This window comes from Nocardia sp. NPDC059228, from assembly GCF_042754245.1.
Taxonomy (GTDB): domain Bacteria; phylum Actinomycetota; class Actinomycetes; order Mycobacteriales; family Mycobacteriaceae; genus Nocardia.
Genome location: NZ_JBHZAL010000035.1, coordinates 65,863 through 79,959, shown reverse-complemented (window position 1 = coordinate 79,959; position 14,097 = coordinate 65,863). Strand labels below are relative to the sequence as shown.

Sequence of the window (14,097 nt, the reverse complement as noted above, 5' to 3'; positions counted from 1 at the left end):
ACACGGATCGCTCGGTTTCCTCAGCCCCAACGCATTCCGTCAGCAATGGTCACCGACCGAGTTCGAGCAACAAATCCAACTCGCATAACCGGTGGGCCTGCAACCGGGGCCCAGTCACTTCCCCGACTGCTCTTCACATACTCGGCTACAGTCCGCGCGGTATCCGGTCGGACGAACTGGAGCGGAATTCCTTGTGTCACAGTCGCACCCGAAACGAAGAGCTCTGCCCCGAATTCGGCGATCTCGGCCAGCCCGGTCGGATTCCTCCCCTCTTGGTTCCGGCGGTTGGGCGCAAGCGACCAGTACACGGCGTCCCACGCCCGCGTGCTGAAGGTCCGCTCGAGAATGCCGGGGCGCGTCTCGACGATCCGACGAGCGACCGTATGTTCGGCGGTCCTGTCGCGGGTGGACGTTTTACTCGACGGCGTGGGGAATGATCGGTATTGGCCGGCGGCCGAGCAGATTTTCCAGGTCGCCTGTTTGTCGTTCGAATTCGCCCGAGCGCGCCAGGGTGTGCAACCAGCCCATCGGGCCGGGTGGTGTCTGTTCCCGGTAGGGCAGCCCGAGTGCGGCGGCAAGCTGGGGGAAGGTCCACAGCGGTCCGGTCAGATCGTAGGCGCGTCCCAGGTGGCCGTCCTCGAGCAGTACTGTGGCCGCGGCCTGCGCGAGATCAGTACGGAAGGCAGTGTTCAGTCCTCTGCCGTCCGTTCCGCTCAGCACCTCGGAGGCTGTTCGTGGAGGCAGAAATGGCTCGCTGTAGAGGGGGTTTCGAAGGATGGTGTGCGGAAGGCCGCTTTCGATGATGGCCTGCTCGGTGGCGTGGTGGGCCTCGGTCAGACTTGTCGGGTTGGTGTCGGCGCCCAGGAAGCTGGTGTAGACCACCGACTTCACTCCCGCGTTCTGTGCCGCTTGGAGGGCGCCGAGGTGGTGGCGCAGACGGCGCGCGGGGTCCAGTTCGGGAGAGGAGATCAACAGCAGCCGTTCGGCTCCGGAGAAGGCCTCACGCATACTGGCGGGATCGTCGTAGTCGGCCCGCACCTGCCCGGGGTGACGCGGATGCCGGACAGCGGGCCGGACCAAGTTGGCGGGCAGGCGTTCGACCACGAGGCTGCCCAGCGCCCCGGAAGCGGCGGTGATGACAATCATGCGTGTAGTCAATCCGACCGGAAACACGCGAAACAACTGGATTTCAGCTCCGTTCTGGGGCGGGACGTGCGCGTGATCGATGTCATCGAGTAGCTGGCCGATAGTCCTCGTCGTACCGTTGCGCCACCATGAGCAATCTTTCGAGGGCGACTTCGTGTCGCGCTTGCCCGGGTGAGGGAAAGCTACTCGCAGCCAACGCACTTCGTTGCGCACCGATTTCGGCGACTCCGGCGAGAGTTGACCCACCACGAGTCCACTGTGATCAGGGCTCTCTCATGGGGGCAATCATGAACGAGCTGCGGGCGATCGCCTGTATTGAAGCTCTGGCGCGTTCCGCCGGCCGATCGAGGCCGGTTCGGTCAGCACGCCTCGCGGCATGATGGTGCGTTGGCCCGGTCCTCGAGCCCGCACGGCCCCTTGATCTTCCGACGCGTTGCGCTGGCCGTGGCGTGTGGCTCCGATTATGGTTGCCAGCGTTCGACCAAGTGGTCGTCGTAGGGCCAGCGTTCAGTGCCTAGGTCGCGCAGTGTTCCATGACGGAACCGCAGCAGGTCCAGTCGCTCCCGAGCTGACAGATCGTCGTTGTCGGGCAAAGGGTCATCGTCCCATTGGCCGTCGGTGTTGTAATGCAGTTCACCGCTGAGGTAGTAGTCGCGGCGAAAGCTTGTGCGCCACTGGGAGTTCGAACCCCATCCGTCGGACAGGTCTTGAACTTGGCGATAGCAGCGCCAGAACGTCCAGTACATACTCGAGCGAGCGGCCGCATGCGGGTTGAGAACCGATGACCCGGCACGCACGGCGACCCCGGAACGCACCAGCAGCAAGTTCCCGATGAACGCCCCGGGCCAATACTGGCCGACCACCGTCGCCGGTTCATCCGGGTCGTCGGCGACAACGACGTCGACGATCTCATGGAAGAACGGATGGAATCCGTTCTCGCCGAGGGGGGTCGCCCCGATCAGCTCGGTGAATTCGGCCCAAGCCGACGGCGACGCGCCCTGGTAGGCGGTTTCGAGGTAGTGCGGTTGCAGAGGCACCAACAGCATGTCCATCAGGCGGTTGAGCGCGTACAGCCCCCACAGGCGTTCGACGGGAATCTGTTGAGTAGATGCCTCGTGCGTGCCGCACTCGTGAAGCTCTGCGAGCACGTGTGGTCGCTGTTCGAACCACGGCCCGAACTGCTCGCTTCCCCAATTCGCAGGACCATTCAGCAGCGAACCGAACAACGTCCTGAGCTGCCACATGGTGTCGGACACGAACTGAACCTACAAGATCGATAGCTGCGTGCTGAACCGAACGCTCATCGGCATAGAAAGACGTTCTGTGCTTCGGGCGGGAGGCCCTGGAGCCGTGGAGCGACAAGGCCCGCAAGGTCGGTCGTTCCAAGCGCGCCGAGGCGGCCGTCGGCGGGCGGGCCCGTCCGGTGGCGGACCGGCAGGAAAGCACAGCGATCACCGATTGGGCGCGCACTCCGGGGGCACCAGGTTTCCTCGCGAAACGTGACTGCCGGCCGAGACCTCCTCGTCAGGAACGCCTTCGAGGTGTCCTCGCCCGTACCTCGTTCGTACGCGGTCATGGCTGTGTAGAGGACGGTTTCATCGGCTATCGCGTCTTGGTCGTATTCTGCGGCTGCGGCGATCACGACCGGATGGTCGGCCAGGTTGTCGGGGTTGGCGTCTATCTTGTCGGTCCAGTCTTTGCCGAGCGCGATGACGCCGGCGCGGAAGTCTTCGAACCGATCGTCTGAGCAACCGTCGCCGATCAGGTATGCGGCTGCCCACGCGTCCCAGCGGTAAAGGGCGTCATGGATATTGAGGAAGCGGTCTTGGTATTCGAGGTTTTCATTCGGGGCGAGGTCTGCCAGGTGATCGACCAACCCTTTGGCGAACGGTGCACGGTCTGTGCCGGCGGCGTCGATGATGTGCTAGAACGAATCGCTATTCACGAATGACACTGTGTCAGAGTGGCAACTATGAATGCGAGCATCCGCGGGGTATCGGGTCTGCTGCGTCGGCTGCAGGATGACGGGCAGGACCCCGCGGCCATACATGCCACGGCTGAAGGCTTCTTGGACCAGCATTATGACGCGCCGTACGAACTATGCCTGGTCCTAGCGGCATTGGTCGAGTGCTCGGCGGATCTGCTGACTGCCGAGGGCATTCGGGATGCGATCACGAGCGATCCTCGGTGGGGCAATGCGGCGGACCGGAGTCGACTCGTGGCACAGCTTCGCGAACTCGCCTCGGATGTGTACTCATCCACGCGGGAGGACGCACTGGCGATCCTGAGTGCCCTCGGAACACCGGGTTGACGTTGACTGCGGACTATTGGCCGAAACCGATTCGATCCTGACCCCCGCCCACGACACGACCTGAACCAGGCCCACTCGACCGCGCACGAAAGCGGTCCCGGCAACCACAATCGCCGGGACCGCTTTCAGCGCCCAACGCCCTGGGCACGATCCCGGACCGGAAGATGCGCGTCGGGATACCAGCTCGTTGCGCCAAATCGGCAGTATGACTGGCACCGGCCGAACCGTCGCGAATGAAGGCCAGACACACATCGGCGCCCAACCGCACCAGCTCTGCGTTCCGCTGAAAGCCCGCGCGCCGACCGAACTGCTTCCAATCCGCCGGATGCCGTTCAACCTGCCCGCCCCAATGGGTCCAGCACGCCTCACACAGCGCGTCGGCACCGGTCGGACAAGCCCCCGACACGAGAACGGCATCCCGATCCCACACCTCGGCCAACGCATCCCGAATGACGCGCCGGTCCTCCCACGACCGCGAGCCGGTCACCAGAACCCGTCTTCCCACGCCGCGCAGACCTCCCTCGAATCAGCCACTGCCACCTCGCCGCCCACTCTTCCAGCACGCCCCGACACCCCTCACCGACAGCGCCTCACACCCGAATCCGGGCAAATGCTCCGGTCAACTCGAATCGCACTGTCCTGGACCACCATCTGCCCCGACGGTGCTATCGACGCGCCGGGATCGGACCGGAATCCATCGCCTCGGGCGCGCTCACCGAGCACGCCCGAGGCATGCCATCCGTATAAGGCATACCGCCCCTCGGCGGAACCCGTCACCGGCAGGCGCTGGAGGCCAACCGCCGCCTGGTCGCCCTGCTGACCGGCCGCGGCTGGATGGTCATGCGCGACGCGCGGGAGGCCGGCGAGAGCTGGACCGCCTTCGGCGGCGCGCTCGACACGAGCAAGCAGGACGCGCTCAACTGGTACAAGCGCAAGATCGCCGACCAGGAAAAGTATGTCGGCAAGTTCCACGACACAGACCGTGCCGGGCCGCCGCCACCGACAACTCATGCCACAGTAATGCGTGTGAGCTATCAATACTCCAGTCTGGCGGGGGCGATCGACGACAAGGCCAGCCCGTTGCGTCAGTACCTCGACCACCGGTACCCGAATCTCGAACCCGTGCAAGCCGACTACCGAGCCCGCGCCGGCACACTGCTCGTCGGCCGCACCGGCGCCAGCCCGGGAACCGTGGGCGCGGCCTTCGACTACCTACTCCGATTCACCTGCGGCGCCGAGTACGTACCCGAAACCGCGGTGTTCGCCGAACCGATCTTCCATCGCCCCGACCACATCGCCGTCGTCTGGGAGCTGGCCACACTGGCAGGTCACGCGTACATGCGGCCGCTGCCGGAGAACACCTTCGAGATCGTCGCCCGGGCGAGCTGGGCGTTGGCGCTGTGCACGGAGCTGTACCGCAACCGGTTCGTCTTCCCCAACTCCCCACTGGCCGAACCAATTCGCAGCGACCGATTCACCACCGAGGCCTTGCTCGCGCTGGCTCCCGGCGACGCTCTCACCGAGATGCGGTCGCTGTATCTACTCGCTCTCACCGAACTGGCCGAATTCCTGCCCGACCCATCGTCGGCGGTGGCCCTGGGGCCGACGTTCGCCGCCTCGCAGCTCTGCTCGGCTGATGCCGATCTCATCGTGGACGGCGTCCTGATCGAGATGAAGACCCGTCTCGGCGCGGCCAACCGTGAGACAGGGCAACGATCGGACTCGCTGTCGCTGACCGACATCTACCAGATCATCGGCTACGCGCTGTTCGACACCACCGACACCTTCTCCGTCCATACCGCGGCCCTCTACTCCGCCCGCTACGGCGCATTGCACACATGGCCGCTGCAGCAGCTGCTCGACACCCTCGCCGACGCGCCGATCGACCTCGCGGCCGAACGCGCCCACGTATGGAAACTTCTCGGCGGCCAGCAGATTCCGGCGATCCCCGTGCTCCAATGAACCGCTGGCGCGTCAGTCGGTTCCCGTGGCGTGCATGGAGTAACTCCCGGGCCCGAACCCGCCGTCATCGTCCTCGCCGCCGACCGGACCACCGCTCACCATCGACGTTGAACCCGACCGAGCAACCCACTTCGCGAGGCAGACGATGTCCCGCAGGCCCTCGCGGGTCGCCGCGTCGACAGTGTCCTTCTTGGTGCGTCGAGCACTTCGACCACCTCGACCCCGCGCGCCCTGGCCGTCCGATCGGTTCCAGATCCACACGCGGTTGAAATCAGCTCGGCTACTGAGCATCTGAGGACTCGGGCTCCTGTAGAACTCGCCGAATGTTGGGCGGATTCGAGGTTCTGCCGCGGACGACGAAACCGGCGGCGTATCCGGGCTGCCGGTCCTGGGGCTCGTGCACCGCGGGCCCGACCGTGACGTGTGCGAGTAACCCCGGTAGGTCGATGCCCAGATGCCGGGTGACCTCACCCAGCGTGTTGTCGAGTGCTGCCCGCGTGCAGCCGCATCAAGTGATGGTGCGAGCTGCACGGACATGCCGGTGCCGGGATCGGAGAAGAGGGGTTTGACAGGTATTTTCGCGCCGGTCTGTTCGACGAGCGGTGTGTCCCTCGGGATTCGGGCCGAGTCGACCGACCGGATGTGCGCGAGGTTGGTGGGGTTTCCATGTTCTCTGCGGTTCAGTGGTGTGTGGTGAGCATTCGGCGCGGTACTGCTGTGGAATGGGTGCGGTAGAACTCGAGGTGGGCTCGGGCCGTTCGGTCCCAGCTGAACAGCGCGGCGAGGGCTTTGCCCTGCTCGGCGCGGCGCGGGTCGGGAACCAACGCTCGCGCGAGTTCCGCGGCCAGCTCGGCGGGTGTGGCCGCGTAGCTGACGGTGTCGCCGAATACCTCGCGCAGCACTGGGAGATCGCGTGCTACGACGGGGATTCCGGTGGCAAGGGCTTCCATGGCGGCCAGTCCGAATCCCTCTTTGGTGGAGAAGAAGGGGAGGAGGGCCGACGCCGCCACGAGTGCGGGGAGTTCGGTGTGGGGGACGGTGCCGAGGATGGTGGGGCGGATGTCGAGTTCGGTTGCGCGAGTATCGAACTGGGCGCGGTAGTCGCGGTAGTCGAAGAGTGTTTCGCCGCCGGCGAAGACGAGGTGCAGGTCCGGATGATCGCGCCGTAGCAGGGCGAACGCCTCGAGCAGGTCGACACTGCCTTTGCGGGGTTCGATGCCGCCGACGGCGAGGATGTACCGTCCGAGTCGGCGTCGCCAGGCGGCGCGAGCATCCGTGGCGTCGGGAGAGTTGTCTGCGGCGGCCGCGAATCGGTCGTATTCGACACCATTGGGAATCACGGTGGGGCGCAGGCCCCATCCGGCCTGGACCTCGGCCGCGACGGCGTCCGACACGCAGATGTGTGCGTAGGGCTCGACGATGGCGCGTTCATGGCAGCGGGCGAGTTCGGGGGTGGTGAAGTTGTCGAGGTGGTGGATGGTGCGGATGCGGCGGTCGACGGCGTTGGCGCTGATGCAGTCCTGTGCGTGCACGATGTCGTAGTCCTCGGGAGTGAACGCCTGCCGCAATGCGTCTATGGAGCGCATGATCCGCGTCCCGACCTGTTCGCCGTCGGCACCGGTGAAGGGAACGACGCGCACGGTCACGGCGGGGTCCACGGGGCGGAAGAAGGCGGCGTCACCGCCCCGTCCGAGCGTCCAGACGGTGACGTGCGCGCCGAGCCGGGCGAGCGCCTCGGCGAGATTGAGCGTATGCACCACCCCGCCACGGGGTTTGGTGGAGTAGGTGAGGAGTGCGATCCGCATCAGTAGCCGCTCTTTTCGGTCATCAGGTTGTGGTAGGCGTCGACGCGGCGTTCCTCCAGGTGCCGCAGGACGCGCCGGGCTCGCTCCACCTCGGCGTCGATGTCGAGCTCCGCCACCGCGAGGCCGCCCTTGGACCAGGTTTTGGCGAGGATGTCACCGCCGGGGCCGACCACTTTGGCCTGGCCGAGGAAGCGCAGGTTGCCGGTGATTCCGGTTTGATTGGACGAGGCGAGCACCACCTGGTTCTCGGCGGCGCGGGCCTGGTCGTACAGGTCGAACAGGCGGGATTGCCGGTCGTTGGGCATCCGGGAGGCGCGATCGGTGACGCTGGCGGGCCAGGCCGACAGCGCGGCGATGGTGCGGGCACCGTCGAGAGCGAGAGCGCGCGCGGATTCCGGGAACGTCTTGTCGTAGTCGATGAGCATGCCGATCCGGCCGACCGGGGTATCGAAGGCCGCGAAGCGATCTCCGGCCGCGTACGCCAGGTGTTCCCCGGCCGGCTGGTGTACTTTGCGGTGGCGGCCGAGCACCCCGTCGCCGGTGAGGCACACCGCGGCGTTGTAGCGGGCACCGTCCGCGTGTTCGGCATAGCCGACGCAGATCGTCATATCCCCGGCCAACCGGCACAACAGCCGGAACTCGGGTCCATCGGGGTCGATAGCCTCTGGCCCGGCGGCTGGGTCCGGGTTGCGGAGGTCTCCGATGTAGCCGCCGAGGCTCGCATCGGGCAGCACGAGCAGGTCGACGCCGTCCTGGGTGAGCCGGTCGATGATAGCGGCGATCTTCTCCAGGGCGCGGGCGATGTCTGCGCCGAAATGTGCTGCGACGGCTGCTATTCGGGTGACGGCCATGGGTTGCGCCTCAGGCCGCCGCGGTGGTGCGGGCGATGGCGGTGATCTGCCCGGCGAGATGCTCGGCGTCGCGGGCGATGGCGGCGAAGCGGCCCGAGCCCCAGGTGTGCAGCCAGGGCAGCCCGAGGAAGTACAGCCCGGGCGTGGTCGTGACGCCGCGGTTGTGGCACGGGTGGCCCTCACCGTCGAAGACGCCGACGCGCAGCCACTGGTAGTCGGTGCGGAACCCGACCGACCACACTATCGACGTGATATCGCTTGCCGGCAAATCGATTTCGGTGATCTCGTGCTCGGGACGCCACACCGGGCGGTACCGCGGTTCGGGGGGCGCGTCGATCCCCGCACGGGCGATATAGGCGTCGATGGAGTCCTTGATGCTCTCGGCGACCGCGTCGGCGGCATCGAGGTCCCGCTCCAGCGACGGCTCGAAATGCGCTGTGCCGTCGGCGACATCGATCATCCGGCCGTAGAGCGCCATACCCTCGACCGCGAATTGGCGCAGGTCGATATCGCGGCCGCCGTCTCGACCGGTGACGTAGTGGTTGGTGTTCTCCCGCTTGCCCAGCCCACCGGGCTGATCTTCGATCGGGATGTCGTAGTGGCCCATGTCCTCGAGCCACGCGACGCAATCGCGGCCCCGATAGAAGCGGGCGACGCGGGGCGCGGTCCCGACCGCGAGATGCACCTGCCGACCCTCCAAATGGAGGTCCTCGGCGATCTGTGCTCCCGATTGGCCGGTACCGACGATGAGGACGGCACCGGCGGGCAGGTCGGCGGAGCTACGGTATTCGGCGGAGTGGAGTTGCCGGATCGAGCGCGGCAACCGCTCGGCGAAGCGGGGCACGCTCGGCGTGTGATAACCGCCTACTGCGACCACCACCTGATCGCAATGCAGTGGGCCCGAGGTTGTCTGGATGTCGAAGCCGCCGCCGACCGCTACCGTGACCGCGGTGACGGCGACGTGTTCGCGAACCGGCGGATCGAAGGTGTCGGCATAGGCGCGCACCCATGCGTAGACCTCATCGCGTTTCATGAAGCCGTGCGGGTCCGGTCCGTCGTAACTGTATCCGGGTAGAACGCACTGCCAGTTCGGGGTGACGAGAGTGAAGTTGTCCCAGCGGGTGTCGCGCCACTCGTGGGCGATGGTGTCGCGCTCGAGGACGACATGGTCGATCCCGCGTGCGGTCAGATGCCAGCTGATCGAGAGCCCGGCCTGTCCGGCGCCGATCACGACGACGTCGCGGTGTTCCACGGCGGTACCCGAGTTTGCGTGGGGGGTCATGGTTTTCCTCCGGTGGTTGCCGCCTCGACCGACGGCGGAGTCATCGACAGGACGCGTACCGTGCCCGGTGATGTCCGGGCCTGTGCTGCGCTTGCTTGGATGGCGTCCAGGGTCTGCATGGCGGAGGTGCAGTAGAAGCCGAACTTCTCGCGTACCCGCTCGGCCGCGGTGTTCAAAGCGCTCGAGACACGGGTCAGGAAGTCGTCGATCGGATAGTCGACGCCGGTGGCCAGATGATCGTGGATCACCAGCGAGGGCGAATAGCAGGACTGGACATTGCCGTCCGGCCAGCGGATGTCGAATGTCATCTCAGGCATGGATCGCCTCCAACTCTTCGGGCACCGCGGGCTGTCCGACCACGCCGTGGCGGGCGACGACGCTGTGGTAGAGCTCGGGGCGTCGGTCGCGCAGGTTGTACATGCCGCCGCCGCGCGCCAATTCGAGTGCGTGATCGACGTCGACGGTCGCGGTGGCGAGACCGGGTTCGGTACCGGTGGTGGCGAGCACGTCGCCGCCGGGGCCGACGATCTTGGCGCTGCACACGAAGCGCAACGAGCCGAAGGTCCCGGCCTGGTTCGACGCGACCCACACCACCTGGTTCTCGACTGCGCGAGCGCGGTCGAAGATATCGAAGCGCTGGGTCCAGCGGTCGTCCTCGAGTCGTTCGGTGGTGGCGGTGCGGGCGGTGGGCCAGGCCGAGAGCGAGGTGATGATCTGCGCGCCGTCCAGTGCCAGCGCTCGTGCGGCTTCGGGGAATGCCTTGTCGTAGCAGATCTGCATGCCCATGCGGCCGACCGGGGTGTCGAAGGCGCGATATTCGGATCCGGCAGCGTAGCAAAGGTTTTCGCCGAGGGGCTGATGTACCTTGCGGTAGGAGCCGAGCACCCCGTCGCCGGTGACGGTCGCGGCGGCGTTGTAGCGGAGATCGCCATCGGCTTCACAGAATCCGAGAGTGACGACGAGTTCACCTGCCATCGCCGCGATGCGGCGCAGTTCCGGGCCGTCGAGGGCGAGAGCCGGCGGCAGACTGCGCAGACGGCGCTGCTTGGCCTCCTCGCTCTCCCCTCCGCCGCCCAGGCTGGGCAGATAGCCGCCCAGGCAGGCCTCGGGCAGCACCAGCAGTCGGCTACCGCGTTCGCGCGCCTGTTCGATCAGTGCGCCGATGGTGGCGTAGCACGCCTGCATGTCGCGGCCGAATTCGGCGGCGGCCACGGAGATCGATAGTTCGGTCATGAGTGTCCCAATCCGGTTACCGCGCTTTCGAGCGCGTGAGTGACTTCTCCGTCAGGCCAGCGCAGCCGCACGCCGGGAGTCGCGCTGAGAACGCCGCACACGGCGGTCGTCGTCGGGCCTACGGGATTGACGGGGGTGCCGGGGCGATCGGCGGTGAGCATCGCGAAGCCGGGAAAGCAGGTGATCCACTCGGCCAACTCGGCGCCCGGCGGGCGTGGGATGCGCGCCACATCCAGTTCGACCCCGACGCCGCTGGCCTCGGCGAGCATGCCCGCGGTCCCGGCGATGCCGGCCATGCTGACATCCTTCGCGGCCTTCGGACCCGTGTCCGAGACGAACCGGCCCAGTGCCCGCAATTCCGCGCCGCTCCGGTGTGACGACGAATCCCATTGTCGCCCGGTATATCCGGGTCGCCAGCCGCCGCCCAGATCAGCGGTGAGCCGGAGTTCGTCGCCGACCTCGCCGCCTCCTCCGGGCACCGGCCGGGCGGTACGGCCGAGCGCGGTGACCGACAGCGCCGCCGGGACACCCAACTGGGTGTGGCCACCCAGCACCGGCACCTCCCAGATGCGGCTGGCCGCACCCAGGCCCCGGAGCACCCGGGTCAGCAGCGACCGGGTGGGCGCGGCGACCGCGTCGAGAAGGCCGATCGGTTCGGCCCCCATCGCGGCGAGATCGTTGAGGTTGACCAGGGCCGCACACCATCCGGCCCATTCCGGGTCGCGTTCGACCATGGACGGCAGGATCGCGTCGCACGCGGCGACCAGGTCGCAGCCCGGTACCGGTGCGCCGTCATCGCCTCGGAATCCGGTGCCGCCCAGTGTCATCGGTGTATCGCCCAACTCCGACAGCGTTTGCCCGAGCATGGCCTTGGTGGAGCGCGCCAGCCGCTCGATGCGGTCGATCGGCCAGCGCATCCGCACATGCGGCGCACCGGCCACGGTGGTCTCGGCGAGCGCGACCCACCCGAGATGGGTGAACAGCAACTCGTAGCGGGTCTGCACCGTGGCCTCGAACCGCAGCACGTTATGGGTTTCGGCGTACGCGCACGCCGCTCGCACGAGTGCCCCGCCCACACCGCGGGTGCGCCGCCCGCAGTCCACCACCAGGCGACTGCCGGTCCACCAGCCGAGATCCTCGGCGGTGGCCGGTGCCAGGCGCACTCCGCCCAGCACGGCACCGTCCGGTGCGATCGCGACCAGGATCCGGGTCCGAGGGTCATCGTCGATGTCGTCGGCGTCGCTGCCGGCGAACAAGCCCTGCTCGACGACGAAATTCTTCCTACGCAACGCGTGATACGCGGCGACCTGCCGGGGCTCGGCGAGCCGGATGAGGAATCCGTCCTCGGGCTCGGCCGGGGCCGTATGTCCGGACAGGACACAGTAATCCGGCGATGTGGCACGCGCCCCGGACAGTTCGTCGAGCCAGGATCGGCGTGCGGCCGTGGATTCGGTGGTCGTCATCTCAGCCTCCCGCGGTTTGCAATACGCTGCACGCCCCGCAGGCCGCGCATCCGGCCTTCTGGTCCGTGCCGAGCATGCCGACCCGGCGCAGTTCCGCTGCCACTCGCCGGGTCACGTCCTCGAGGACCGCCGCGGACGGTGGGCTCGCACCGTCGACGTCGACGGCCAGGGTTCCCGCGAGCGGCCGGAACGGCACCACGAACGGGTACACGCCCATGGCGATGAGTTCCGCCGCACCCGAGACCAATTCGTCCGGGTCCTCGCCCAGACCGACCAGCAGATAGGTGGAGACCTGGTTACGGCCGAACACGCGCACCGCCTCGGCCCAGGCCGCCCGGTACTCCGACAGCGGCACGGTGGACTTTCCCGGCATCCAACGAGCCCGCACTCGGTCGTCGAGTGACTCGACGTGGATGCCGATCGCGTCGGCTCCCGCGTCACGCAGTTCGGTCAGAGTCGCCAGATCGCCGGGAGGCTCGCACTGCACCTGGATCGGGAGGGTCGGCACCGCTTGCTTGACGGCTCGCACACAGCGGGCGAGATGCCTTGCGCCACGGTCTTTTCCGGCCGAGGTGCCGGTGGTCATCACCAGCTGCCGGACACCGTCGAGCCGCACCGCCGCCTCGGCGACCTCGGCGAGCTGATCCGGTCGTTTGACCGCGATGGTGCTGCCCGCCGCGAGCGACGCCTCGATGGAACAGAACCGGCACCGTTGGTCTTCGCCGTAGCGGATGCAGGTCTGCACCACCGTGGTCGCCAGCACATCCTTGCCGTGCAGCCTGGCGATCTGCTCGTACGCCACACCGTCGGCCGTGCGCAGGTCGTAGAAACGGGGCCGGCGCACCGGCTCGACGGTCACGCCGAGATCAGTGCCCTCGTAGAGCAACCGATCGGCACGAATCGTGTACGGGCTCTCGGGGCGGAGGGGGATGGCAGCGCCGGCACCCCCGAACAGCACATGACCGTCGTCGCTGGGGCCGGCACCGGAACGGCGCTGCACCGGCACATCGACGCGGATGCCCAAGAGTGCGAGATCTACTCGCGTGGATACCTCGGTCATGACGGTCGGCCTACAGCTGGTAGGTGGAGTTGATGATGGCGCCCTTGCGGGCGTAGTGGATCAGCGCGTCCTGCACGTCCAGGGGATGCGCCGGGATCACACCTTCGATGAGGTCCTCCTCGCGGGCACCGTGCAAGGCGAGACCGAACCGGCAGGCGAACACCTTCCCGCCCTCCTTGATGAAGGTGGCGAGGGCCTCGTTGATGTTCTGCTCACCGGGGAACCCGCTGTCGCCGGTCGTCGGAAAGCCGCGGGTGGCAAGGCAGTTGATCGCGCCGGGACCGTAGAAGTAGATGGCGGACTCGAAACCTTTGCGGAGTGCGCGCGTCGCCTGCAGGATGGCCACGAAACTCACCGACGATTCATGGGCGATACCGTGAACCAGCGTGAAATAGGTTTCACCCGCCTCCGCCTGATAATCGGGAAAGATCTTGGTGCCGCCATAGATACTGGTGCCCTTCGGCAGAGCCGGGTGCGGGATTTCGGCGAGCGATTTCACGATGTTCTCCTCGATCGCCTTGTCGATCTCGGAGGTCGATGTGGTGGGTGCCGACATGATTCGTCTCCTGGGCGTGGTCGGTATGAATTCGGTGATTGGCAGTGCGCCCGTTGGTGTCCGGGTAGTCACCGATGGACCAAGTTCACGCTCGGTGTGTTTCCGGTTGGTCGCCTGCGGAAAAATTGGAGGTTTCCGGATGTTCACGACGCACGTGTGCGGATCGTCTCACGAATCATACTGTGGGACAACGTAATTAGTCGCACCGCCAATGTATCGCGGGCTGCATGGGTGGGTGCGAAGTCGATGCGGTGTAATCATCGCCCTGGGCTTTTCGGTGTTCTGTTAATCGCCTCGACCCAGTACCTCCCTCGATCCGAAACATGGACGAAACCTCTACTGGGCGGTAGTGATCGCTACCAGGTAGTAGCGCCGAGCGCAGTGCATGGCTTTTTGGGGTCCACGATTCGGAGGCCCGACGTCCACGG

The 14,097-nt window shown here is 66.7% G+C and carries 14 protein-coding genes; 2 read left to right on the top strand and 12 right to left on the bottom strand.

The genetic code is table 11. The annotated features are described in order from the left end of the window. Positions 1–414: 414 nt before the first annotated feature. From ACFXKA_RS35405 to ACFXKA_RS35395, 3 genes are all read right to left on the bottom strand, one after another. Complete coding sequence (locus ACFXKA_RS35405) at positions 415–1,395, bottom strand: NAD(P)H-binding protein (protein ID WP_379430650.1); 981 nt, start codon at positions 1,393–1,395, stop codon at positions 415–417. Between the two features lie 212 nt (positions 1,396–1,607). Further along, on the bottom strand, positions 1,608–2,402 hold the full coding sequence (locus tag ACFXKA_RS35400; protein ID WP_379430649.1) for a hypothetical protein: 795 nt from the start codon (positions 2,400–2,402) through the stop codon (positions 1,608–1,610). A gap of 44 nt (positions 2,403–2,446) precedes the next feature. Further along, the gene (locus ACFXKA_RS35395) at positions 2,447–3,064 is read right to left on the bottom strand and encodes a DUF4240 domain-containing protein (protein WP_379430655.1); all 618 of its coding nucleotides are present in this window, start codon (positions 3,062–3,064) and stop codon (positions 2,447–2,449) included. Positions 3,065–3,118: 54 nt separating this feature from the next. Between ACFXKA_RS35395 and ACFXKA_RS35390 the strand changes: the two genes are divergently transcribed. Next, the gene (locus ACFXKA_RS35390; RefSeq protein ID WP_379430648.1) at positions 3,119–3,457 is read left to right on the top strand and encodes a hypothetical protein; all 339 of its coding nucleotides are present in this window, start codon (positions 3,119–3,121) and stop codon (positions 3,455–3,457) included. Between the two features lie 13 nt (positions 3,458–3,470). On the opposite strand, the gene ACFXKA_RS35385 is transcribed toward ACFXKA_RS35390, so the two are convergent. Next, entirely contained in the window at positions 3,471–3,944 is a 474-nt protein-coding gene (locus ACFXKA_RS35385; protein ID WP_379430654.1) for an SLOG family protein, read from the bottom strand. 353 nt (positions 3,945–4,297) lie between these two features. Between ACFXKA_RS35385 and ACFXKA_RS35380 the strand changes: the two genes are divergently transcribed. Beyond that, on the top strand, positions 4,298–5,419 hold the full coding sequence (locus tag ACFXKA_RS35380) for a hypothetical protein (RefSeq protein ID WP_379430647.1): 1,122 nt from the start codon (positions 4,298–4,300) through the stop codon (positions 5,417–5,419). Between the two features lie 680 nt (positions 5,420–6,099). Here the strand turns inward: ACFXKA_RS35380 and ACFXKA_RS35375 are convergent. Genes ACFXKA_RS35375 through ACFXKA_RS35340 form a run of 8 tightly spaced genes read right to left on the bottom strand, consistent with a single transcriptional unit; the run spans position 6,100 to position 13,669 of the window. After that, positions 6,100–7,224, bottom strand: coding sequence for an MSMEG_0565 family glycosyltransferase (locus ACFXKA_RS35375; RefSeq protein ID WP_379430646.1), 1,125 nt, complete (start codon positions 7,222–7,224; stop codon positions 6,100–6,102). Next, positions 7,224–8,075, bottom strand: coding sequence for a carbon-nitrogen hydrolase family protein (locus ACFXKA_RS35370; RefSeq protein WP_379430645.1), 852 nt, complete (start codon positions 8,073–8,075; stop codon positions 7,224–7,226). Before ACFXKA_RS35370 ends, ACFXKA_RS35375 begins: the two co-directional genes overlap by 1 nt. 10 nt (positions 8,076–8,085) lie before the next feature. Continuing rightward, positions 8,086–9,357 (bottom strand): MSMEG_0569 family flavin-dependent oxidoreductase, encoded by a 1,272-nt coding sequence (locus tag ACFXKA_RS35365; RefSeq protein ID WP_379430644.1) that lies wholly within the window; start codon positions 9,355–9,357, stop codon positions 8,086–8,088. Continuing rightward, on the bottom strand, positions 9,354–9,674 hold the full coding sequence (locus ACFXKA_RS35360) for an MSMEG_0570 family nitrogen starvation response protein (protein WP_379430643.1): 321 nt from the start codon (positions 9,672–9,674) through the stop codon (positions 9,354–9,356). Before ACFXKA_RS35360 ends, ACFXKA_RS35365 begins: the two co-directional genes overlap by 4 nt. After that, positions 9,667–10,590, bottom strand: a complete 924-nt coding sequence (locus ACFXKA_RS35355) for a carbon-nitrogen hydrolase family protein (protein WP_379430642.1) — start codon at positions 10,588–10,590, stop codon at positions 9,667–9,669. The genes ACFXKA_RS35360 and ACFXKA_RS35355 overlap by 8 nt, the downstream gene beginning before the upstream one ends. Then, positions 10,587–12,053, bottom strand: a complete 1,467-nt coding sequence (locus ACFXKA_RS35350) for an MSMEG_0567/sll0787 family protein (RefSeq protein ID WP_379430641.1) — start codon at positions 12,051–12,053, stop codon at positions 10,587–10,589. Before ACFXKA_RS35350 ends, ACFXKA_RS35355 begins: the two co-directional genes overlap by 4 nt. A gap of 1 nt (position 12,054) precedes the next feature. Then, a complete protein-coding gene (locus tag ACFXKA_RS35345) occupies positions 12,055–13,113 on the bottom strand; it encodes an MSMEG_0568 family radical SAM protein (protein ID WP_379430640.1) in 1,059 nt (352 codons plus the stop codon). Between the two features lie 10 nt (positions 13,114–13,123). Beyond that, a complete protein-coding gene (locus ACFXKA_RS35340) occupies positions 13,124–13,669 on the bottom strand; it encodes an MSMEG_0572/Sll0783 family nitrogen starvation response protein (RefSeq protein ID WP_364613046.1) in 546 nt (181 codons plus the stop codon). Positions 13,670–14,097 lie beyond the last annotated feature (428 nt).